The sequence below is a fragment of the Corynebacterium sp. NML 120412 genome, assembly GCF_002285155.1.
GTDB lineage: Bacteria > Actinomycetota > Actinomycetes > Mycobacteriales > Mycobacteriaceae > Corynebacterium > Corynebacterium gottingense.
Map to the genome: position 1 here is coordinate 947,017 of NZ_NSGL01000001.1, position 21,832 is coordinate 968,848.

18 protein-coding genes, 1 tRNA gene and 3 pseudogenes are annotated in these 21,832 nt (G+C 63.8%); 13 read left to right on the plus strand and 9 right to left on the minus strand.

Annotated features, from left to right (window positions below):
- The first annotated feature begins 11 nt into the window (after positions 1-11).
- The 8 genes and pseudogenes from CKJ84_RS04310 to CKJ84_RS04340 all read left to right on the plus strand — a co-directional run.
- On the plus strand, positions 12-401 hold the full coding sequence (locus CKJ84_RS04310) for an NUDIX domain-containing protein (RefSeq protein ID WP_005292595.1): 390 nt from the start codon (positions 12-14) through the stop codon (positions 399-401).
- A 62-nt stretch (positions 402-463) separates the two neighbouring features.
- Entirely contained in the window at positions 464-1,039 is a 576-nt protein-coding gene (locus CKJ84_RS04315; RefSeq protein ID WP_005292598.1) for a TetR/AcrR family transcriptional regulator, read from the plus strand.
- Positions 1,036-1,398 (plus strand): DoxX family protein, encoded by a 363-nt coding sequence (locus CKJ84_RS04320; RefSeq protein WP_005292602.1) that lies wholly within the window; start codon positions 1,036-1,038, stop codon positions 1,396-1,398. The genes CKJ84_RS04315 and CKJ84_RS04320 overlap by 4 nt, the downstream gene beginning before the upstream one ends.
- Before the next feature lie 88 nt (positions 1,399-1,486).
- Positions 1,487-1,729 carry a CopG family transcriptional regulator gene (locus CKJ84_RS04325; RefSeq protein WP_005292604.1) on the plus strand — a complete coding sequence of 81 codons (243 nt, stop codon included), beginning with the start codon at positions 1,487-1,489 and terminating at the stop codon, positions 1,727-1,729.
- A 381-nt stretch (positions 1,730-2,110) separates the two neighbouring features.
- Positions 2,111-2,320: pseudogene (locus CKJ84_RS12450) on the plus strand (helix-turn-helix domain-containing protein); the annotation flags it as partial.
- A 19-nt stretch (positions 2,321-2,339) separates the two neighbouring features.
- Positions 2,340-2,890, plus strand: a pseudogene (locus CKJ84_RS04330) (IS30-like element IS1513 family transposase); the annotation flags it as partial.
- A gap of 55 nt (positions 2,891-2,945) precedes the next feature.
- The gene (locus CKJ84_RS04335) at positions 2,946-4,295 is read left to right on the plus strand and encodes an IS256 family transposase (protein ID WP_095546024.1); all 1,350 of its coding nucleotides are present in this window, start codon (positions 2,946-2,948) and stop codon (positions 4,293-4,295) included.
- 26 nt (positions 4,296-4,321) lie between these two features.
- Positions 4,322-5,008 (plus strand): annotated as a pseudogene (locus CKJ84_RS04340) (IS30-like element IS1513 family transposase); the annotation flags it as partial.
- A 135-nt stretch (positions 5,009-5,143) separates the two neighbouring features.
- Here the strand turns inward: CKJ84_RS04340 and CKJ84_RS04345 are convergent.
- Positions 5,144-6,703 (minus strand): SulP family inorganic anion transporter, encoded by a 1,560-nt coding sequence (locus CKJ84_RS04345; protein ID WP_063938611.1) that lies wholly within the window; start codon positions 6,701-6,703, stop codon positions 5,144-5,146.
- A gap of 169 nt (positions 6,704-6,872) precedes the next feature.
- Here CKJ84_RS04345 and CKJ84_RS04350 point away from each other — a divergent pair, with 169 nt between their 5' ends.
- The gene (locus CKJ84_RS04350) at positions 6,873-7,277 is read left to right on the plus strand and encodes a MerR family transcriptional regulator (RefSeq protein WP_005293770.1); all 405 of its coding nucleotides are present in this window, start codon (positions 6,873-6,875) and stop codon (positions 7,275-7,277) included.
- Between the two features lie 333 nt (positions 7,278-7,610).
- Here the strand turns inward: CKJ84_RS04350 and CKJ84_RS04355 are convergent.
- Positions 7,611-7,687 (minus strand) — tRNA-Met (locus tag CKJ84_RS04355).
- Positions 7,688-7,925: 238 nt separating this feature from the next.
- Here CKJ84_RS04355 and CKJ84_RS04360 point away from each other — a divergent pair.
- A complete protein-coding gene (locus CKJ84_RS04360; protein WP_095546044.1) occupies positions 7,926-8,402 on the plus strand; it encodes a hypothetical protein in 477 nt (158 codons plus the stop codon).
- Positions 8,403-8,406: 4 nt separating this feature from the next.
- Here CKJ84_RS04360 and CKJ84_RS04365 read toward each other — a convergent pair whose 3' ends face one another.
- Positions 8,407-11,310 carry a UPF0182 family protein gene (locus CKJ84_RS04365; RefSeq protein WP_233125541.1) on the minus strand — a complete coding sequence of 968 codons (2,904 nt, stop codon included), beginning with the start codon at positions 11,308-11,310 and terminating at the stop codon, positions 8,407-8,409.
- A 179-nt stretch (positions 11,311-11,489) separates the two neighbouring features.
- Between CKJ84_RS04365 and CKJ84_RS04370 the strand changes: the two genes are divergently transcribed.
- Together CKJ84_RS04370 and CKJ84_RS04375 are read left to right on the plus strand one after the other, a co-directional pair.
- A complete protein-coding gene (locus CKJ84_RS04370) occupies positions 11,490-11,987 on the plus strand; it encodes a PPA1309 family protein (protein WP_095537249.1) in 498 nt (165 codons plus the stop codon).
- 56 nt (positions 11,988-12,043) lie between these two features.
- Positions 12,044-12,742: a hypothetical protein gene (locus CKJ84_RS04375; protein ID WP_233125485.1), complete on the plus strand. Its 699-nt coding sequence runs from the start codon at positions 12,044-12,046 to the stop codon at positions 12,740-12,742.
- On the opposite strand, the gene CKJ84_RS04380 is transcribed toward CKJ84_RS04375, so the two are convergent.
- Positions 12,743-14,164 (minus strand): zinc-dependent metalloprotease, encoded by a 1,422-nt coding sequence (locus CKJ84_RS04380; protein ID WP_095546047.1) that lies wholly within the window; start codon positions 14,162-14,164, stop codon positions 12,743-12,745. It lies immediately after the preceding gene.
- A gap of 109 nt (positions 14,165-14,273) precedes the next feature.
- On the opposite strand from CKJ84_RS04380, the gene CKJ84_RS04385 reads away from it, so the two are divergent.
- A complete protein-coding gene (locus tag CKJ84_RS04385) occupies positions 14,274-15,389 on the plus strand; it encodes a PDZ domain-containing protein (protein ID WP_369801154.1) in 1,116 nt (371 codons plus the stop codon).
- A gap of 3 nt (positions 15,390-15,392) precedes the next feature.
- On the opposite strand, the gene CKJ84_RS04390 is transcribed toward CKJ84_RS04385, so the two are convergent.
- Genes CKJ84_RS04390 through CKJ84_RS04410 form a run of 5 tightly spaced genes read right to left on the minus strand, consistent with a single transcriptional unit; the run spans position 15,393 to position 21,623 of the window.
- A complete protein-coding gene (locus CKJ84_RS04390; RefSeq protein ID WP_095546405.1) occupies positions 15,393-15,887 on the minus strand; it encodes a M48 family metallopeptidase in 495 nt (164 codons plus the stop codon).
- Positions 15,888-15,892: 5 nt separating this feature from the next.
- Positions 15,893-17,941 (minus strand): ATP-dependent DNA helicase UvrD2, encoded by a 2,049-nt coding sequence (locus tag CKJ84_RS04395; RefSeq protein ID WP_095546049.1) that lies wholly within the window; start codon positions 17,939-17,941, stop codon positions 15,893-15,895.
- A gap of 24 nt (positions 17,942-17,965) precedes the next feature.
- Complete coding sequence (locus CKJ84_RS04400) at positions 17,966-18,700, minus strand: NAD(+) diphosphatase (RefSeq protein ID WP_233125486.1); 735 nt, start codon at positions 18,698-18,700, stop codon at positions 17,966-17,968.
- Between the two features lie 7 nt (positions 18,701-18,707).
- Complete coding sequence (locus tag CKJ84_RS04405; protein ID WP_095546050.1) at positions 18,708-19,811, minus strand: TrkA family potassium uptake protein; 1,104 nt, start codon at positions 19,809-19,811, stop codon at positions 18,708-18,710.
- A gap of 21 nt (positions 19,812-19,832) precedes the next feature.
- Positions 19,833-21,623 (minus strand): PD-(D/E)XK nuclease family protein, encoded by a 1,791-nt coding sequence (locus tag CKJ84_RS04410; protein WP_233125487.1) that lies wholly within the window; start codon positions 21,621-21,623, stop codon positions 19,833-19,835.
- Positions 21,624-21,832: the final 209 nt, after the last annotated feature.

Below are 21,832 nucleotides of genomic sequence, written 5' to 3' on the forward strand. Positions count from 1 at the left end.
AATCAGCAGCCATGATTGAAGTAGCAGCCGTCGTCATCCGCAACCCACAAGGCCACGTGCTTACCGTGCGCAAGAAGTCCTCCACCAAGTACCAACTGCCCGGCGGCAAGCCCGAGGCGGGCGAGGCGCTTGTCGACGCCGCCCTGCGCGAAGTTGCCGAAGAAGTAGGCCTCACCCTCGACGCCGAGAGCCTCAACAAACTCGGCACCTTCGACGCTCCCGCCGCCAACGAACCGGGCGAGGTCGTCGTCGGCACCATCTTCACCTACACCCGCACCGTCACCGCCGACGAACCCCATGCCGCCGCCGAAATCGGCGACACCGCCTGGGTCAACCCAGCAGCCCCCGACCGCGAGCTTGCACACCTGCTGCGCGACCGCGTCTTCCCCACGCTGGCCTAGCGCCAACTGTCAACACTTCGGCGTCATTGACCTCGAAACCATCAAGAGCTACCCTTTTGAACATGTTCACTGAACACGTTCACTCATCGCGCTCGGCCGCCAAAGCTGGCACCGTCAGCAAGGTCCTAGCCACCGCCTACGAACTCTTCCTCACTCAGGGCTACGCCACCACCAGCATCCGGACTATCGCATCCGAAGCTGGCGTTAGCGTGGGAACCGTCATGGGAGTCGGCGACAAACAAACGCTGCTCATCCGCACCATTGGCCAACACATTTCAGAACTCCACGATGACATCCGGGGACAATCCGATAGCCTTCTCGATGTCCTGAGACCTTTCCTCCAGATGTTTACCGGCCACGAAGAGCTCTCCCGCGCCTTTGGCGCAGCACTCATCCAACAAGGCAATCAAGGCGAAGCGCTCACCGCACTCAAAACGCTCCTGACCGATGAAATCACCCTGCGACTCGGCACCAGGCTCAGCAGCGCCGATGCGGCCGAGTACGCCGACCTGCTGTACAACGTCTACCTCGGCTTACTCATCGGCTGGGCCGCCGGAATCTACGACACCGAGCACCTCACATCCCAAGCCGCCTCATCGATCGAACGCCTCAACACCGCATTCGGAGTAACCCAATGATCCTAGAATCTTCCCCAGCCTGGCCCTCCCTTCTACTAGCAGCCATTCTGCTTGGCGACGCCGCCCTCTCCCTCAAACCAGTCCCCTTCATCGAAGCCTGCCTCAGCGGCGTCAAACTCCCCAAGGACTGGTGGTGGGCGCTCATTGTCATCAAGTGCCTCGCCGCCGTAGGACTCATTGCCGGCCTCTGGTTCCCCGGCGTAGGAATCACAGCCATGATTGGAGTCATCGCCTATTTCTGCGCGGCCGCAGCAGCCCATGTCCGCGCCCACTTCCTCGGTAGCGCATTCTGGATCAACTGCTTAGGCATGCTCGCATTCTCCATCGGAGTACTGATCCTGACGCTCGCACTGAATTAAGACACCAGTCAACCTTTCACGGCTTCCTGAAGGCAGATACATCATTGCACCTCTTGAATGATGACTTGATGCTTTCTACCCTAAAGGTATGCGCACGACGATAAACCTCCCGCCGAAACTCCTTGAAGAAACGAAGGTCCAAGCCAAAGCCAACAATGTCACTTTGAGCTCATACGTCGAAGAGGCGGTCCGCGCTGCCCTCAAGAAGGAAGCCCGCATCAGTACCGAAGACACCCCCGTTAACCTGCCCTCCTTCGATTGCGGCGGACCGGCTCTAGTTGATCTCAGCAACAAAGAAGCTGTGTGGGCGGTACTCGATGATCATTCCTGATGTCAACATTCTCGCTTATGCCTTCCACTCCGCTGCACCGCAACATAAACCCGCTCAACAATGGCTAAGTAGTGCTCTAAATCGGCATGAAACAATTGGACTCCTGGATGTTGTGGCAACGGGCGTGCTGTCAAGGGGTGAATGCGCCACTTCGACCGGGAGGTAGTTGTGACGCGTTGGACTCCGAAGGATGTTAAGGATGCTGCTGTTGAGCGCGTGGTGGCAGGCGAGGCAGTTAGCCTGGTCGCGCGTGATGTGGGTGTAGGCCCCGAATCGGTTTACGGTTGGTTGAGGGTAAGAGGTGTCGAACCTCCAGGCAGGCGTGCGAGTCGTTTGCGTGATCCGTTTGTCCGTGAGGCTGTTGGGTTGGTGCGTGCAGGTATGTCGATCAGTCAAGCAGCACAGACTGTTGGAATATCGACTGGCTTGCTTCACAGCAGGTTAAAGAAAGCTGGTGTAATCGAAGTGCGGCCTAGACGCGCCCACTTGTCACCTGATGAACGTGCCCAGGCCGTGGAGCGAGTGCTTGCTGGTGAGAGCTGTCAGACAGTGGCTGATGCTATCGGTGTGCATCCTTCTACCGTGTATGGGTGGATAAGGAAGCAGCGGTATGCGAAGTTACGCCGGCAGCGACATCGTCGAACGCCTGATGAGGCGGTGGTGTCTTTGCCAGATACAGGCAAGAAGCTGGGTAAAGATTCTGTTATGCCAGCACCGATGAAAACTCAAGCCGTTGATGGATTTCCTAGCGGCGTATTCGACAAACACGCCTTAGTAGGGCGTGGTCGCAGGCTTACTGTTGAAGACCGTGTTGCTATTGAAGCGGGATGTCGTGTCGGTGATTCGGCACGAGCCATCGCGCAGAAAATAAATAGGCACCACAGTGTCGTCGCTCGTGAAATCACCCGTAATGGTTGGAAGATCGTCGATGAGGACGGCACAGAGCAGCTGCGGTATAACGCCCACAACGCTGCTGTTTCTACTGCTGGTCGGATGGTGCGGCCAAAACTACGCAAGCTCGATGAAAGCCCAACGCTTCGGGGTGTAGTAGTCGATTGCCTTGCCCGCAGGTGGTCACCTGGGCGCATTAGTGCATGGCTTGAGCATGCTTTCAGCGATGATGAAAGCATGCGTATTTCCCACGAAGCGATCTACAGTGCGAGGGTGTCAGAAAGTTTGTGTGTGAGGCTCTCATCTAGAAGGAGTTTCACCGATAATGACTACGGTGTCACCGAAGAACAACCATGACCCGGCGAGGGTCAACGAGATCAGCGAGAAGCTGATGGAAAACCCTGAACTCTCCAGCTTGATCAGCGAGCTGTCGACCTCCACTGAGGATGCAAGCGAGTTGGTCAAAGGCCTGCTCCAGGCATCGATCAACGCTGGTCTACAGGCGGAGATGGATGCGCACTTGGGCTACGGCCATTCCGACCGCAAGACCAAAGCCCAGGTCGAAACCGCGCAGGAGAATAACCACCGCAACGGGTCGTACACCAAGACCGTCAATTCTGGCTACGGCGCGGTGGAAGTAACCGTGCCCAGGGATCGTGCCGGCACGTTTACTCCCCGCATGGTGCCCAAAGGCGCACGCCGGTTGACCGAGCTTGACGACATGATCGTCTCGCTCTACGCCGGTGGGATGACAGTGCGCGATATTCAGCACCATCTTGCGACCACGCTTGGGGTGGATATGAGCCCGGATACGATCAGTACCATTACCGATGCGGTCTTGGAAGAGGTCATGATCTGGCAAAACCGGCAGCTCGACGAGTTTTACCCGGTGATCTTCCTCGACGCGCTACGCGTGAAGATTCGTGACGGCCACCGCGTGGTCAACAAGGCTTGCTACATGGCAGTTGGTGTCGACATGGACGGCATCAAGCACATCCTGGGATTGTGGATCGCTGAGAATGAAGGCGCCGCATTCTGGGCATCGGTGTGCGCAGATCTGGCCAACCGCGGGGTCCAGGACGTGTTCATCGTGTGCTGCGACGGGCTCAAAGGCCTGCCGGAAGCTGTGGAGGCGACCTGGCCGAATTCCATGGTGCAGACCTGCATTGTGCACCTGATTCGGGCTGCGAACCGGTGGGTGTCTTATCAGGACCGCAAACTTGTCTCCCGCGCGCTACGTGAGGTCTACACCGCCAACAACGAGGAGACCGCACGCGCCAACCTGGATGCGTTCGAGGCCAGTGAACTGGGCCGGAGATACCCCCAGTCGGTCAAAGTCTGGCGCGACGCCTGGGAGCGGTTCGTGCCGTTTCTGCAGTTCCCGCCTGCGGCCAGGCGGGTGCTCTACACCACCAATTCGATCGAGTCGCTGAATGCTGAACTGCGTAAAGCTACTCGAAACCGGGGTCAGTTCCCGAACGATACCGCGGCGCTGAAGACGCTTTGGCTGATGATCTGCAACATCGAGGACAAACGTGCTGCTCAGCGGGCGAAGAAAGCGAAGCGCGACATTGAGCGCAACGGCTATATTGAAGGAGCGAAAGCCACCGGGTGGAAACAAGCCATCAACCAACTAGCCGTGGCTTACCCCGACCGATTCGCGGACTACTTGTAAACCAAGCCCCCGCACACAAACAATCGGACACTCTCTACAGTGCCTTATACATTCAAGGCAAAGGCAGCCTGCGAGCCGAGCTTGAAGAAGTCATGAAGACTAAAGACGTACTTATCCGCGGCGGCTCAACACGCAAGCGTCGTGCCCGAAACGCTGGCGTGTTAACCGGTCGCCCTTGGATCAAAGGTGCTGAGATCACCCACCGCAGCCCGGAAGCTGATGACAGGGCTATTCCCGGGCACTGGGAGGGCGACCTTGTTATTGGTAAAGGTGGCAAAAGCGCGCTGATTACCCTAGTAGAGCGCACCAGCCGTTACACCCTGCTTGGACACCTTCCCGATGAGCACAGTTCACACACCGTGGTCGCAACCCTGCAGGACATGGTCAAAGACCTCAACACCGAGCAGCTAAAGACCATCACATGGGACCAAGGCGCAGAAATGGCTGTCACAGCACAAGTCCAGATTAAAGACGGCTGCCAGGTGTTTTTCTGTGAACCGCACTCACCGTGGCAGAGACCAACCAACGAGAACACCAACGGCGAGATCAGGCGCAGGTTCTACAAAAAGGGCACCGACTTTGCCACCGTCACACCCGAACATGTCGCGTGGGTGCAAAATGAGCTCAACGAAACACCCCGACAAATCCTCGGCGGCGCAACCCCACGTGAAATACTTAACGAACTATTCAAGCGTGGCGCATCCACCGCTTGATTCCGCCCAGCGTAGCGGTTAACCGCTACGCTTCTTTTATGCTCTTCCTATGCCCCAACTTTGCAACAGCACCAATAAACTGGCGCCCCGGTTATAAGTTGGGGCGCCAAGTCGATGTGCTCGAGTCGGGGGATGTTAGTGGCCGGTGCCAAGCCGGCCAGACAGGCGGTTCAGCCGGTCCTGACTGGGACCGTCGAGCCCGATAATGGACACGGTTTTGCCTCTGTCCTGGAACTTCTGCGTAATCGCGTCAAAGGTCGCGACCGTGGAGGCATCCCAGATCTCCGCCTCAGTGAGATCAATAGTGATATGACGGGCAGAATCGGTGTAATCAAAGCGATAAACCAGGTCATTGCTTGATGCCCAAAACAACTGGCCATGCACCCGGTAGGTACGAGTATCAATCTCTCCATCGCCGTCGCCGTCGATCTCGGAGACCTTTTCAATGGAAGCGATATGTGCCATCCGACGGGCGAACATGATCATCGCGGTGACCACACCCAACACCACACCAATGGCCAGGTTGCTGGTGGCTAGGGTGGCAATAATCGTCACGGCCATAACAATGGTCTCAGAGACCGGCATGAGTTTAAGGGTGCGTGGATGCACCGAGTGCCAGTCGATGGTGCCGACCGAGACCATGATCATGATTGCCACCAGCGCAGCCATCGGGATCATGCCAACGATGTCGCCCAGTGCCAGGACCAGGACCAGCAGGAACACACCGGCTAACAGGGTGGATAGGCGGGTACGTGCCCCGGATTCGCGGACGTTGATCATGGTTTGACCGATCATCGCGCAGCCACCCATGCCGCCGAAGAAACCGGAGGCAATATTAGCCACCCCCTGTCCCCAGGATTCACGAGTTTTATCGGAATGAGTGTCGGTGATGTCATCGACGAGCTTGGCGGTCATCAACGATTCCATGAGACCGACCACGGCCATGGCCAGGGCATAAGGCGCGATGATCTGCAGGGTCTCCAACGTCCACGGCACGTTCGGAATAAACAGGGACGGTAAGGTCTCCGGCATCTTGCCCATGTCCGAGACCGTCGGGACAGTCAAACCGGCGGCAATGACCAAACCGGTGAGCACGATAATCGTGACCAGCGGGGCGGGGATCACACTGGTGAGCTTGGGGAAGAAAATCATGATCACCACACCCAAGCCGACGAGTGGGTAGACTATCCAAGGCACATCAATGAGGTGTTCGAGTTGGGCGGTGAAAATCATAATGCCCAGTGCATTGACGAAACCCAGCATCACCGATCGGGGGATAAAACGCTGAAGTTTCGCCACACCGAGGGCGCCGAGCACGATTTGTAGGACACCGCCCAACAGGACGGTGGCGATGAAATAATCCATCCCGTAACCACGCGCCACAGGAGCAATGACTAGGGCAATAGCCCCGGTGGCGCCGGTGGTCATTGCCGGGCGGCCACCGGTAAAGGCGATCGCAATGGCCATGACTACCGAGGAAAACAGACCCATGGCTGGGTCAACACCGGCAAGGATGGAAAAGGCAATGGCCTCAGGGATCAGCGCCAGGGATACCGCCAGTCCGGCCAGAATCTCTATACGGATACGGGCGGGGGAAGAAAATGCGTAACGGAAGGATGCGATGATCCCGGTAGGGGCATCAGCGCCGTCTGGACTCAGGAGGGGGCGGGGGGCCGCCGTGCTAGTTTCAGTCATAGATGTCCAATCTTTGAGGGGATAGGTAACTGGGCGAACGCCCGAAAGGAATCCAACCCTCTAGTAACTTTAGGTTTGGTGATGGTGGTCATGGTAGCGGGAGTTTTACTCAACCGCCAACCCAGGCACAGGAACCCGTGGGCAACATCACCGTGAAGGAGAACAGGCAATGCAAAACAGTAATTTCAAGATCGGCGAGGTCGTTGACCAGACGGGGTTGTCGATTCCCACCTTGCGTTATTATGACAACGTCGGCCTGATTACCCCATCGGGGCGTAGCCCTGGTGGGTTCAGGCTTTATAGTGAGGCTGATGTACGTCGTGTTTTGCTGGTGCGACGGATGAAACCGCTGGGGTTTACTCTGGATCAGATGCGGGAATTCCTGGAAGCTGCGGAGATTCTTCATAGTTCAGATGGCGGGCAGGACAGTGATACCGCACAGCAGGCACGGAGTAATGCCAAGGCCACCCTTGCCGACATTCGTGAGGAGACGCGCACCCGCTACGAAAAGCTACGCAAGCAAATTGCCTACGCTGAGGAATTCCTCGATCTGGTCAACACCCTGGCACCCTAAACTGCCCCCATCCTTCGCAGGGAGAAAAAGACCATCGTATTGAATGCGCTCTGTCGAATCGCGTTCCAGATGAAGTGGACGAACGCCCGCGGCCTCTCCGGAGTGGATGGCGATAGTACAGAGGACTTCTGAAATCCGTGCAGACGACTCCTCAAAACGACACAGTCATCCAAGGTCACAAAATCGAAAATTGTCACTTAACCCCATCACTTCCAAACCGGCTTAAGTGACAAAATGCCATCGCTAAAGTCCCGATTTGAGTCCCAGGACGTGCGCCTTAAGAGAAATAACTAAAGCCCCTACCAGTGTTTCTCCTGGTAGGGGCTTGGAAGTTGGTAGCGGGGGCAGGATTCGAACCTACGACCTCTGGGTTATGAGCCCAGCGAGCTACCGAGCTGCTCCACCCCGCGTCGGGTGATATTTTCTTTTCACCTGCTGCCGTATCGGCAACGTGAAGTAACTATACTGATCACTTTGCCAAAGGCCAAATCCCCTGGGCAGCACCCATAATCGTGAAATTCATACGGCTTACCCAACGTGCGCCCACCGCGTCCAGATTCGTTCACCAGTTCGAACCGACCCGGTGCCGTGTCCGGGTAGGGCGATACAATTGCGCTCCATCCAGTCACACGACGTCAGGAGGCGCCCTTGGGAGAACTACTTCGAGCCGCAATTTACTGTGTTGAGATCCCCTCGCTCCTACCAAAGGAGCGGCACATCCTCGGCACCTTCGCTTTCCTCGCCGACGATTCCGACGAACCGACGCTCGAACTCGACGGAACGATCCGCCCCGGCCGCACCGGACTCATCACCCGACTCGGACCGCCGGGGGCGAAGGGCGGGTTCGCCAGGGCGAACATCGTCGCCACGCACATCCCACTGTTCAAAGAGACCGGCTGGGTCCGCGACGTGGACGAGCCGGCGCTGGACGGCGCGTACCAACTCAACCTGGCACGCCTGGGCAGGCTGCTCGACCTCGCGGAGGCGGCCATGGTGGATCCGGGCGGGCCGGGCCCCGAGAACGAAGAAGCGGACCAGGAGAAGCCCGGCGATTTTCTTCGCCCGGCACCGGAGGATCTGCGTGAGCAGATCGACCGGCTCCTGGTCCGCAACCCGCTAGGGTAAGCGCCTACTGCGCGCTCTGGTACGCCTCCACGGCGCGATCCAGCTCGTCGAGGGCTCGGCCGTACTCCTCGAAGGAGCCATCGCGGGCGCCCTCGAGGTTGCGCAGGGCGTCGTTGATGCCCTGCATCGCCTCGTCCTTGTTGCCCGGGGCAGGCGCCTCGCTGTCGCCTTCCTGCGGCTGCTCGGCGGGGGCCTCGGCGTCCTGGTTGTCGGACGCGCCTTCGTCGACAAGCTCGATGTCCTGCGCCGCCTGGGAATCAATGCCCACCTGCTTCAGGGCCTGCGACACCGTCGGCGCGTAGCCCACCTGGCCGCGGTAGAACACGAGCACGCGCAGCAGCTTCGGGAACGCGGACTCCTGGTCCTTGCGCTGGGAGTAGATCGGCTCGACGTAGAGGATCTCGCCGCCGCCCACCGGCAGGGTGAGCAGGTTACCGTTCTTCAGGTCGTTCGAGCCCTCCCACAGCGTGCGGTCACGCGCGACCTGGTCGGAGGACATCAGCGCGTCCTGCGCCTGCTTCGGGCCCTGGGTCTGCGTGTTCGTGGGCAGGACGCGGACTGTGATCTTGCCGTACGTCTCCGGGTTCGAGGACACCGACATGTGCGCCGACAGGAACTCGCGGTTCAGGCCGCGGTACGGGGTGATCAGCTGGAAGGAGGACTCGTTGGTCTCCGGGTCAGCGGCCACGACGTAGTACGGCGGCTGGTTGAGCTCCTGGCGGCCCTCCGGCGCGGTCGGGTCGTTGGGCACGGACCAGAAGGCGTCGTTGTTGAAGAACACGCCCGGGTCGTCCACGTGGTAGCGGGCCAGCAGCTCGCGCTGCACCTTGAACAGGTCCTCCGGGTAACGGAGGTGGTCACGCAGGTCGTCGCTCATCTCGCCGCTCGGGTGCACGGTGTCCGGGAAGACACCCATCCAGGCCTTGAGCACCGGGTCTTCCTCGTCAAACTGGTAGAGGTCAACAGAGCCGTCGTACGCGTCCACCGTCGCCTTCACCGAGTTACGGATGTAGCCCAGGTTGTTGTTCACCAGGCGTTGCGTGGTCCCGTCCGGGTTCAACGCGTCCTGCGTGGTGTCCTGCAGCGACGTGTTCGTGGAGTACGGCAGCTGCGACAGCGTGGTGTAGCCGTCCACGATCCACTTCACTCGCCCGTCGATCACTGCGGGGTAGGTCTTGGAGTCCGTGGTCAGCCACGGCGCGACCTTCTCCACGCGCTCGCGCGGGTCGCGGTCGTAGAGCAGCTTGGAGTTGCCGGCCACGCGGTCCGACAGGATCATGTTCAGCTCCTGGTACTTCACCGCGTACGCGGCGCGGTTGAACCAGTTGCCAATGTTCACGCCGCCCTCACCCTCGTAGGTGTAGGTGGAGTTGTCCGTGTCATACTCCACCGGGCCCTGCCCGTTGTCGCCCACGATCGCGTAGTCCAGCCCATCCTCGGCGCTGGAGATCACGGGGCCGTAGTAAATGCGGGGCTCGTCAACGCGGATGCCCAGCTCCTCGGCGTCCTTCTTCTCCGCCGCCTTCGCGTTGGACTGCAGGTCCGAGACCGTAAAGATGGGCAGACCACCGCGGGTCGAGCCGGCGTCCTGCGCTGCCTCGTCCACGGTGTTCGCCTGCGCGGCCACGAACCCGTTGCCGTGCGTGTACACCGTGTGGCGGTTGATCCAGTCGCGCTGGTTCTCGCGCAGGGCGTTCGGATCCATCTCGCGCGCAGCGACGACAAAGTCGCGCATCTCCCCGTCGACCTGGTAGCGGTCCATGGCCAGCTGGTCCGGGAAGCCGTAGAAGTTGCGCAGCTGCTGGTTCTGGGTGAACGTGGGCGAGAGCACGTCCGGGTCCAGCAGGCGGATGTTGCTGATGGTGGACCAATCGTCCGCGACCTCGTTGTTGGAGACGTTGTCCGAGCCCCAGTTATCCTCGTACGTCACCGTGTCATCCGTCAGCCCATAGGCGAAACGGGTGGACTCGATGTTGCGGCCGATGTACTCGCGCTCCTTGGCCTGGCGGTTCGGCTTCACCGAGAACTGCTCAAGCAGGGCCGGCCAGACGTTGCCAATCACCAGCGAGGACACCAGCATCAGCACGGTGGCCAGCACCGGGATGCGGAAGTCCTTGTACACCACCGACGCGAAGAACGCCGCGGCGACGATGACCGCGATAACGGTGAGGATCATCTTGGCAGGCAGCATCGCGTTAATAGAGGTATAGGACGCGCCCGTGAAAATGTCGTTTTGCCCGTAGAGCAGGAAGTAGCGCTCCAGCCAGTAGCTCACGGCCTTAAGCAGCATCCACAGACCGGCAGTAAACGCCAGCTGCACGCGCGCCGCCTTGGAGACGAAGCCGCGCTGCCCCGACGCACGGTTGCCAATGCGGATCCCGCCCAGCAGGTAGTGCGCAACGAGGGCGATGAGGAACGCGACGATAAGCAGCATGCTCAGCGTGCCCACGATGGCGGAAAGCCCCGGCAGCGCGAACGCGTAAAAGCCGAGGTCCTTGCCGTACTGCGGGTCGGCCACTCCGAAATCGGAGCCGTTGAACCACAGCAGGAACGTTCGCCACATGCGCTGCCCCGCCAGGCCCGACAGGACGGCGACGACCAGCGGCACGACGAAGAGCAGGGAACGAATGCCCTGCTGAATCGTCTCGCGGTACTGCGCGGACGGCGAGAACGGATCCGCCGTGGGCGCACCCGCCGGTCTCCCCCGCCAGGCCAGCAGGGCCGCCGCGTACGCGACACCGCCGCCAATCAGCGCAAAAATGACGAACAAAACAATGCGGGCAATAATCACCCGGTTAAACACACCGCGGAAGTCGAGTTCCCCGAACCACAGGAAGTCGGTGTACAGACCGACCAGCATGGGCACGAGGGTAAAAATTGCGCCAACGACGATGACCGCCGTCAGCAGCGTACGGTTCGACTTTTTCGCGTTGGGTTGAGGCTGGTTGACGCGGGTAGCCAATCCTGCTCCTTCGAAATAGTCTTTACGTGCGTATTAAGCTTCTAGCTTAAAGTTTCAACGATTCGACAGCCAGAAAGGTTCCCGTGCAGCGTCACTTCAGCTCACAGCAGGCCCTGAACAAAGCCATGACGGAAGCTGTGGAGTTCGTCCACGCGGAGGGCTGGGACGCACCGCCCTCACTCTTTGCGCTGGTCCCCTCGCAGTTGCTTATCGACGAGCTGTCTCAACTCACCGACGACGCCGACCACTCCCCCCTCACCCTGGTTGTGCAGGAGCTTCCGGAGCACATCCGCCCCGGTAGCGATGAGCTGGCCGACTACGTCGCGCGCGTCGCCTGGCCCGAGCAGGTCGAGGGCGTCGTCCTCGCCCAGGAAATCATCTTCCGCGACACTTCCGCCGGGCCGGACGCCCAGCCGCGCCCCGCGCGCCTCTTCTCCGGCGTGCTGCGCGACGACGACATCGAGCAGACTCTCCTGCAGATGCGGCTTACTGAGGAAGAACTGGAGGAACGTGGCATGTTTGCCCAGGACGAGATCGAGCTGCGCGGCGGGCCCAACGTCGCCCCGAACGTGATCGCCGCGCTGCGCTACAGCCTCGCGCAGGACCCCGACGAGCTGACCTAGGTCGAGCGCTCACGTACTATCGTTACCCATACGCACAGGAAATAAGGAGCCTACCCGTGACGCACCGCCGCACTCTTGTCCCCGCTCTCCTCGCCGCCTCGCTCGCACTGACCGCGTGCGGGAACGGGGACGACGAGACGAGCACTACAGCAGCACCGGCACCGGAAGAGACCGAGACGGCGCAGAGCGAGGCGCCGTCCAGCAGCGCGACGAGTTCCACGGCGGAAAGCACTGGGAGCACTGAAAGTTCAGCGTCGAGCACGTCGAAAGAATCGGGCACGCGGGCGTCGACAAGCACCTCTGCGAAAGACAAGACGGTGCAGGAAGTGACCGAATCCTTCGCGGGGCTGGCGCCGGAGTCGCTGTTCGCGCAGCTGGATACGTGCTCGGCGACCGGGGTGAGCGGCTCCTACGACTGCTCCGGCGCGGAGATCGGACAGTTCCAATTCTTCGATTCAGAGGCGAAGGCGGCGTCGACGACGCAGCTGCTCACGGAGCTGCGGTCCTCGCGGATCGTGGAAGATGACGGCGAGCGCATCGTCGGCTGGTCCACGCTGGGCACCTCCGCGATCATCACGGTGGTGGACAATCAGCGCGGCCAAGTGATGCAGCAGCTGGTGTCCTCTGAGCAGGAGGATCCGCGCGAACGCATCGAGAAGCTGGGCCTGGCTAGCGGCGCTGCTACCCCGTCGGCAGAGACGACGGAGACGACAGAAACGACGGGGGCGGCGACCACGAGCACCGAGCGCAGCTAGCTACAGCTCGGTGCCATCCTCGCTGCCGTCGTCCTTCCCGTCGCCGTCCTCGCGCTTGAGCTTCGGGTTGTTGCGCAGCTCCTCCTCGAGCTTGCTGAACTCGGCGTCGAAGTCCGCGTCCGTGGTGTCGTCCAGCAGCGTGTCAATGAACGCTGCCGGGTTGTCCAAGTGCTCCGCGTCCGGCAGGAAGTCCGGGTGGTTCCAGACTTGATCGCGGCGCTCGACGCCCACGGCATTGTCCACGCGGCGCCACAGCTCCGCTGCCTCGCGGACCTTCGGGGCGCCGAGCTCAATGCCGACGATGCTGGCAAAGGCCTGCTCTGCGGATCCACCGGTGGCGCGTCGGCGCGCCCACGCCTCCGCGAGCTGGGCAGCAGACGGGATGCGCTCCGCCAGCGACGCGTCGACGACCACGTCGACCCAGCCTTCCACCAGCGCGAGCAGCGTCTCCAACCGCGAGGTTGCCCCAGCGTTACGCGACACCACACGCGGGGAGAGGTCCATGTTCTGCAGGTTCTGCAGCGCCTCCTGGATCTGCTGCGGGTCGCCCGACTCAAGGTTCAGGCTGCGGGTGGCCTCGTCAATATTGGAGGTGTCAATCTCCAGGCCCGCGGCGTACTCCTCCACCGAGGCCACGATCCGCTCGACCAGCCACGGCACGTGCTGGAACAGACGCTGGCGCGCGGCCTCTCGCGCCGCGATGTAGACCAGCACCTCCTGCCCGGGCACCGAGAGGTCCTTGGAAATCCGGGTCACGTTCTTGGGCAGCACCGACGCCACGCCGCGGGGCGCGACCGGCAGGCCGAAGTCCGTGCCGGTGAGCGCCTGCTGCGCCAGATCTCCCAGCGCGTGGCCCAGCTTCATGCCGAAGTTCATGGAATTCATCGAGTTCATCATGCCGGCGAGGGGGCCCATCATCTCGCGGGCCTCAGCGGGCATCTGGTCTAACTGCGCGCGGTTCATATGCTCCGCAACTGGATTTACCAGGCGCTTCCACATCGGCATGGTCTCAACCAGCCAATCGTCGGCGTTCCAGGCCTGCGCCTTCGAATCTGCAGCGGGCAGCGTGGTCGTCTCGCTCAGCCAGTGGTTGACCAACCCAAGCGACTCCTCCACCGCCTTCTTATCGCCGGCGGAGACCGCCGCCTTGTCACCAACGCGCTGGCGGGCCATGCGCAGCGCCATGTCAAAGTTCACGGCCGAGTCGCCCGACTGGCTCGCCTGATTAAACGAATTGCCCATGCCGGACAGCATCTGGCCGAACTGGTTCAGCATGTCGCCGAACCCGCCGCCCTGCTGTCCGCCACCAAACCCGAAGGCGGCGAAGGGGTTCGACGCGTCGCCACCGTTGTTGTCGCCGCGCTTGTTCTTGTCTTCGTCGTCATCATTGTTGGGAAAGGAAAATCCAAATCCGTTATTCATACCTGCCACGATACATAGCGCCGACTCTTGCGCGCGAGCACTTTTTGCGCAGACCGGGACGCTGAGAGCGAACACGGTGAGCGATGACGGCTGCGCTAAGATGCGCTGCGTGGAAGAACAGGAAGACGGGGCGCAGCCCCAGGCGGACGCATCCGCGCAGGAAACCACTCACAGCAAGCGGTGGTCAACCGTGGTGTGGGGAGCGATCCCCGTGGCAGCACTCGCCGTCATGATGTCCATCAACCACGTCCCCGGCACCAACATTTCCCTGGCCGTGCCGTACGCGGCGGAGGGCCCCGGCCCGATGTTCAACACCCTCGGCGAGGTCGAGGGCGAGCCGGTGATTGACGTCGAGGGCACTGAGACGGACCCTGTCTCGGGCAGCCTCAACATGACCACCGTGTCCGTGCGCACCAACATGTCGCTCGCGCAGGCGGTCGGCCGGTGGATCGGCACCGACGACACGATCGTGCCGGTGGAGCAGATCATCCCGCCGGACGTGGACGAGGAGCAGATGCGCCAATACAACCAGGCCGAGTTCGCCGCCTCGGAGGGCAACGCGACCGTGGCCGCCATGCGCTACCTGGGCAAACCGACCCGCGTGCTGATCCACGACCTAGTGGATGATTCCCCCGCGTCCGGCGTGCTGGAAGCAGAGGACGTGATCACCCGCATCGACGGTGCCCCCGTCACCGAGCCCAGCGAGGTACAGGAGAAGGTTCACGCCCACTCCCCCGGCGACGAGATCACCGTGAGCATCGAGCGTGACCGCGCCCCGATGGACGTCCGCGTCCGCCTCGGCGAGAGCCCCGAAGACAAGGGCACCCCGATGGTGGGCATCCTCATGACCTCGGAGCCCGGCGGCGACGTGACGGTCAACTACAACCTCAACGACGTCGGCGGCCCAAGCGCCGGTATGATCTTCTCGCTGGCCGTGATAGACAAACTGAGCCCCGGCGAGCTCAACCACGGCAAGTTCGTCGCCGGCACCGGCACCATCGCGGAAGACGGCGAGGTCGGCCCGATCGGCGGGATCCAGCACAAGCTCGCCGCAGCGCGCGACCAGCACGTCGAGCTGTTCCTCGCCCCGGAGGGCAACTGCGACGCGGTCCGCACCGTCGACCCCGGCGACATGACCGTGGCGAGCGTGGGCTCGCTGCAAGACGCCGTCACCGCCATGGACAACTTCGCCGCGGGCAAGGAAGTCCACGGCTGCGGCGAGTAGCGCTCACCCGAAGCGCTGGTAGGCCTCCAAGTAGCCCTTCGCCCGCTCCGCCCGCGGCGCCCGGTCCGCCCACTCCCAGAACTCGGCGGAGTGCCCGGGGATAAACGTGTGCACCAGCTCGTGGACGATCACGGCGTCGAGCACGTAGTCCGGGACGCCCTTGAGCCGGGAGCTGATCCGGATGTCGCCGGTGGTCGTGGTGCACGACCCCCAGCGCGTCTGCTGGTTGTCCACCCAGCGGATGGAGCCGACGCGGGCGCGGCCGTCAAGCACCTCTCGGTTCAGATGCGTGGCGCGGGCGGTGAGGGTGGCGTCGTTGAGCGCGCTCGCCTGCGTCTTCTTCGCGACGCGCGCGAGCATCTCCTCCACCGCCTGGTCCTCTTGCGCCTGCGAGAACCGCGCGGGGATTCGGATCTCCACGACGCCGCCGACCAGGCGTGCCTGCACAGACCGGGTGCGGCGGGCCGAGCGGATGACGCGGTAGGGCTGCTCGCTCACGCGCGTCACCGGAACTCCGCGAGCGTGTCCAGCACGCCCTGGCCGTACTGCTCAATCTTGGCGGGGCCGACGCCGGAGATGCCGAGGAGCTCGTGCTCGTCGGCGGGCATGGCCTCCGCGATGGAAAGCAGCGTGGCGTCCGTGAACACGATGTAGGCGGGCTTGCCGGCCTCGCGCGCCTGCTCCCTACGCCAGCGCTTGAGGGCGCCGAAGACGGCTTCGTCGTAGCTGGGCTCGCAGTCCTCGTGGCGTCCCAGCGTCTTCTCCGCGGGGGTGAACAGCAGGTTGTTGCACACGCGGCAGCGGCGGTTGCGCTTTAGCCGCTCGGGGGCCTTCTCCACCTCCAGCTCGGGGGCGATGCCGTCGAGAAAGCGCGAGCGGCTGCGCGACTTGCGCCCGCCCTCCTGCCTGGCGAAGGACCAGGACAGGCGCAGGTGCTCGCGGGCGCGCGTCACGCCGACGTAGAACAGGCGGCGCTCCTCTTCAACCTGGTCATCGCCCGCTTTGATCGCGTGCGAGATCGGCAGCGTATTCTCCACCAGACCGACCAGGAACACCGCGTCCCACTCCAGGCCCTTCGCGGCGTGCAGGCTGGCTAGTGTGACGCCGTCCACCGACGGCGGCTGCTTCGCGTCCGCGCGGCGGCGCAGCGACATCAGCACCTCCGGCAGGGTCTCCGCCTCGCGGCTGCGCACGATCTCCTCAATGAGGTCCACCAGCGCGCCGAGGGTCTGCCAGCGTTCGCGCGCCTTCGCGCCCTCCGGCTCGGTCGGCGTCAGCCCCAGCGGGCCGAGGGCGGCGCGGGCCACCGCCACTGGGTCATCCGGCAGGTCGCCGCGACGCGATGCAGCAACGAGCGCGCGGATCGCCTCGCGGATCTCGCCGCGCTGGAAGAAGCCCTCCCCGCCGCGGACCTGGTACATGATGCCCGCGTCCGCCAGCGCCGCTTCGAACGCCGCCGATTGCGCGTTGATGCGGTAGAGGACGGCGATTTCTCGGGCGGGCACGCCGGCGTCGAGAAGCTCCCTGATCTGGATGGCTACCTCGCGCGCCTCGGTCGGCTCGTCATCGTACGCGGTGAACGTGGGCTGCGGGCCGTGCTCGCGCATGCCCTGCAGCTCGAGCCGGGTGCCCGCCTCGCGCCCCTTCGCCTTGCCAATCACGGTGTTGGCCAGGTCCGTAATCTCCGGGGTCGAGCGGTAGTCGCGTTGCAGCTTCACGACGGTCGCGTGCTCGTACGTCCGCGAAAAGTTCAACAAGTATTCCGGGGTCGCGCCGGTAAACGAGTAAATGGTCTGGTTGGCGTCGCCGACGACGGTGAGGTCGTCGCGCTGGCCCAGCCACCCCTCCAGGACGCGCTGCTGCAGCGGCGTGACGTCCTGGTACTCATCCACCACGAAGGACTGATACTGGGCGCGGAACTCCTCCGCCACCGCGGGCGCGTTCTCCAGCGCGCCCGCGACGTGCAGCAAGAGGTCATCAAAGTCGAGCAGCATGCCGTCCGGCGACGTCTTCGACTCCTCGTAGGCGCGGTAGACCTGGGCCACCTTCGCCGCGTCCGCGGGCGGGGTGCGCTTCGTCCCCGCGACGCGCTCGGCGTAGTCGTCCGGGCCGATGACGCTGGACTTCGCCCACTCGATCTCGCCGAGGAGGTCGCGCACCATTTCCTTGCCGGAGTCCAGCCCGGCGGAGCGCGCCGCGCGGCCAACGAGCGGGAACTTGTTGTCCAGCAGCTTCCACGGCAGGTCACCGGCGATCTGGGGCCAGAAGTACTGCAGCTGACGGCGCGCCGCAGCGTGGAAGGTGCGGGCCTGCACCCCGCCCACCCCCATGGTGCGCAGGCGGTCGCGCATCTCGCCCGCGGCGCGTTGCGTGAACGTCACCGCCAACACCTTCGTGGGCGCCACGATCCCCTGGTCCACCAGGTTGGCAATGCGGTACGTGATGGTGCGCGTCTTGCCCGTGCCGGCGCCCGCGAGGATGCACACCGGGCCACGCGGAGCGGTGGCTGCCACGCGCTGGTCCTCATCCAACAAACTCAAGTCCACTGCCATCGGTGTGTCCTTTGTCCTTCCCTCTTAGATCTCGCCTGCGGCCCAGCGCTCGATCAGCTGCCGGGCGATGCTGCCTTCGGGCGCGAGCGTGAGCCCGCCCAGGTCCTCGCGCGTCGCCCAGATGATCTGGCTGAGCTCTCCATCTGTATCCCCCACCTGGGTCTCGTCTGCGGTGCGGGCGCGGAAGCCCAGCATCAGCGAGCCCGACAGTGCCCACGGCTGCGACCCAACATACGCGATGTCGGTGACCCGCCGCCCCGTCTCCTCCATGACCTCGCGCGCGAACGCGTCCTCCGCGCTCTCGCCCACGTCCATGTAGCCGGCGATGCAGGTGAAGAACCCCGGGCGGCGGCGGTTTTCCCCCAGCAGGATGCGGTCGCCGGCGGCGTGCTCGACGACCCCGATCACGCACGGGTCGATCCGCGGGAAGATCGGCGTGCCGGACGCGCCGCGGGCGACGATCCCGGACTCGCCCCAGGTCAGCGGCGAGCCGTCCGTCGGGTCGAAGGCGTAACGCTCCCGCGCAGCCAGCAGGCCGACGGCCCGGGAGACGAGGTAGTTGTCCGCATGGCTGCGCGCGTGGCCGGTGCGCGGGGCGAGGTCGGCGGCGCTGGCGGAGCGCAGCCGCGCGGCGGTGACCTCGGGCGTGATCTGCACCCGGGTGGTCACCTCGATCCCCGCCGGAAGCTCCGTGAACAGGAGCGGTGCTCCCTCGGCGGTGAGGGGGAGGTGCGAGGTGGCGTCGATAAGCAACAGCACGGGCGCGCTACTCCGACGGCTTCTGTGCCTCGGGCGACTCCTGCGGCTGGGTCATGCGCACGTAGAGCAGGCGGTCGCCGGGCTCGACGGTTTCCGCCTCGGGCACGTCCATGCGGTAGAGCTCTCCGGAGCGGACGACGCCGAGCACGATGTCGGCGAGGTGGCGCGGGTTGGAGCCGACCTCGTCGTCGGCGATGGGGCGCTCCGCCACGGCGAAGCCCTCGTCGGGGCTGAGCAGGTCTTCCATCATCTCCACCACCGGCGGGGTGACGGTTGCGAGGCCCAGCAGGCGGCCCGTCGTTTCCGCGGACACCACCACGGAGTCCGCACCGGACTGCATGAGCAGGTGCTGGTTTTCGCTCTCGCGGGCGCTGGCCACGATCATGGCGCTGGGGGCGAGCTCGCGCACGGACAGCGTGACCAGGACCGCGGTGTCGTCCGAGCTCGGCGCAACCACGACGGAGCGGGCGCGGGTGATGCCGGCGACGCGCAGCACGCCGGACTTGGTGGCGTCGCCGTGGACGGTGACCAGGCCGCGTTTCTCCGCCTGGCCCAGCGTGACCGGGTCCGAGTCGATGACAACGATGCTGGTGGGCGCGGTGTCCCCGGCGAGCAGGGCGTCCACTGCGGAGCGCCCCTTCGTGCCGTAGCCAACGACGATGGTGTGATTACGCACAGTTCTCCTCCACTGCTGAATTTGGAGTGTCTTACGGGAGTCCTCCGTAAGCACGGACAGGGTCGTGCCGACCAGGAGCATCAGGAAGGCGACGCGGGCCGGGGTGACCACGAAGATGTTGACCAGCCGCGCCCCCTGCGTCACCGGCGTGATGTCGCCGTAGCCGGTGGTGGACAGCGACACGGCCGAGTAATACAGGGCGTCCACAAACGTCAGCGGCTCCGAGTAGCCGTTCGAGTCCAGGTACACGATGAGCGCCATGGCCACGACCAACACGGCCGCGTAGCCAAAGCGGCGGGCAATGAGCACCCACGGCGTCGTGCGCTCCGCGGTCGGAATATTGATGACGTCCAGGAGCGTATGGACCGGGATGTCGTCGCGCTCCTCGTCGTCGCGGACCCGGTCGCGCCAGGCAAAGGGGTAGCGAAGCTGCATCGAATCGGGCTCCCTTCTGCTCTATCGCTCCGCCGCAGGTACGGCAGGGTCGGTGGACGGAATTGTCTCCGAATCCGAAACATTATCACCGTCAACGTCGAGGAGCTGTTCCAGCTCGTCCGCGCCCGGCAGGTGCTCGGGTGCGAAGGTCTCGCCGGTGCGCACGTAGAAGAACACCGCGCGCACCGGGGCGCCATCGCCCGCGATCCTGCGCCACGCTTCTTGGTAGACGGCCAACTGCAGTTTCGCTGCCTCCATCTGCGCCGGCTTCGGCTTCTCGCCGGTCTTCCAGTCCACGACGACCCACCCTGCGCCGCCCGCGTCCCGGAACACGGCGTCCATCCGGCCGCGCACCACGGAGGTGCCCAGGGCCAGCTCAAACGGGTATTCCACGTGGGCCGGGGTCCGGGCGGCCCACTCGCTGCGCTCGAAGGAGTCCTTGAGTCGGCGCAGCGTCGCGGTGTCCACCTCCGCCTCGTCGCCGCCGGGCAGCTCATCCTCCGTGAGCAGCGGGCGCTGCCCGTAGAACTCTTCCAGCCATTCGTGGAACGCGGTGCCGCGCTTGGCGTAGGTATTCGGCTTGAACGGGACCGGCCGGCGCGCCCGGCGCGCGAACTGCTCCTCGTCCGCCCTGAGCGCGACGACGTCCGAGGCCGTCAGCTCCGCGGGCATGACCACCAGCGTGTCCGGGGACTTCGCCCGTTCGTGTTCCTCGATGAGCGCGGTGACGTCGCGTTCCCACAGCGAGAAGAGTTCGCCCTCCGCGAGCTCGGGCAGCTTCTCGACGCCACGCACCCACCCCGCGGCCTCCACCTCCCCCGGGGCGAGCTGGTAGGCGGGCCAGGTGCCGGTGGCGGGGGCGTCGACAAGCGCCGGGGCGTCCTCGGCGGGCGTTTCCTCGGCCTCGGCTGCATCGGCCCACTCGACCGTCTCGGGGACCAGCTGGCGCAGCGGGGCGAAGTGCTCGTAGGGCTTCGCGTCGCGGCGCACGTCGGGTTTGCGGCGCGATCCGGTGATGAGGAGCTTGCGCTCCGCGCGGGTCACGGCGACGTAGAACAGGCGCGCCGATTCTTCCGCCAGGCCCGCGCGGACGAGCTTGAGCCAGGCGTCGGCGGCCTTTTCAAACTGGGTGCGGTTTTCCACCTCACCGAAGTCCGGCAGGTATTCGGGGTTGCCAAACGACGCGTCGGGCACGCGCTGGACCCAGGTGAGGAATGTCTCCGCCTTGGCCGCGTACGTGTTGGCGTCTGCGTGCAGGACGGCGACGGTGTCCCACTCCAGTCCTTTCGCCTTGTGCGCTGTGAGGATCTGCACCCGGTCCGTGTGTGTCGGCACGTTGCCGGGTGCCAGGCCGTCCTCGTGCTCGCGGGCGAGCGCGAAATAGTCCAGCAGCCCCTCCACGCTGGTGCCGGGGTAGGCGGCGACCGCGGAGAGCAGACTGTCCAGGTGGACGGTGCCTGCGGTGTTGCCCATCCCCTGGCGGGCCAGGACCTCGGTGCGGATGCCAAAGACGTCGATGATGTCCGCGAACAGGTCAGGCAGGCGTTTGCCCAGGCTGTTGGTGCGCAGGGAGCGGAGCTTAGCCGCCAGGTCCTGCAAGCGGCGCAGGCCTTCCTCGCTGTATCGCTCGGGCTCGCCCAGGTCCGCCACCGCGTCGGCGAGGCCTGCGGGGCGGTCGGTAGACGCGTTGAGTTCCGCGGCGCGGGCCACGAGCTCGTCGAGCTGGGCCGACAGCCGCTCCTCCGCGGTCTGCGGGTCCGCGTGCTCGGGCCCGCTGGGGTCGGCGGTGGGGGCCCGACATGGGACGGTCACCGCCGTCGTGCCCGCGTCGGTGGGCGGGCTGCTGCTTTCCCCGGTCTTCCTTGGCGCTGTGTCCCTCCCCCAGGATCTCCCCGCGCTGCCGGGGTGTTTGGCTGCGATCACCGTGGAGAGCACGGTGGGGGTGGGGGGCGTTTTTGCTTATACACATCTAGGTGTGTATAACCCCCTCTCCGCTTTCTTTAATACACTTATAGTTGTGA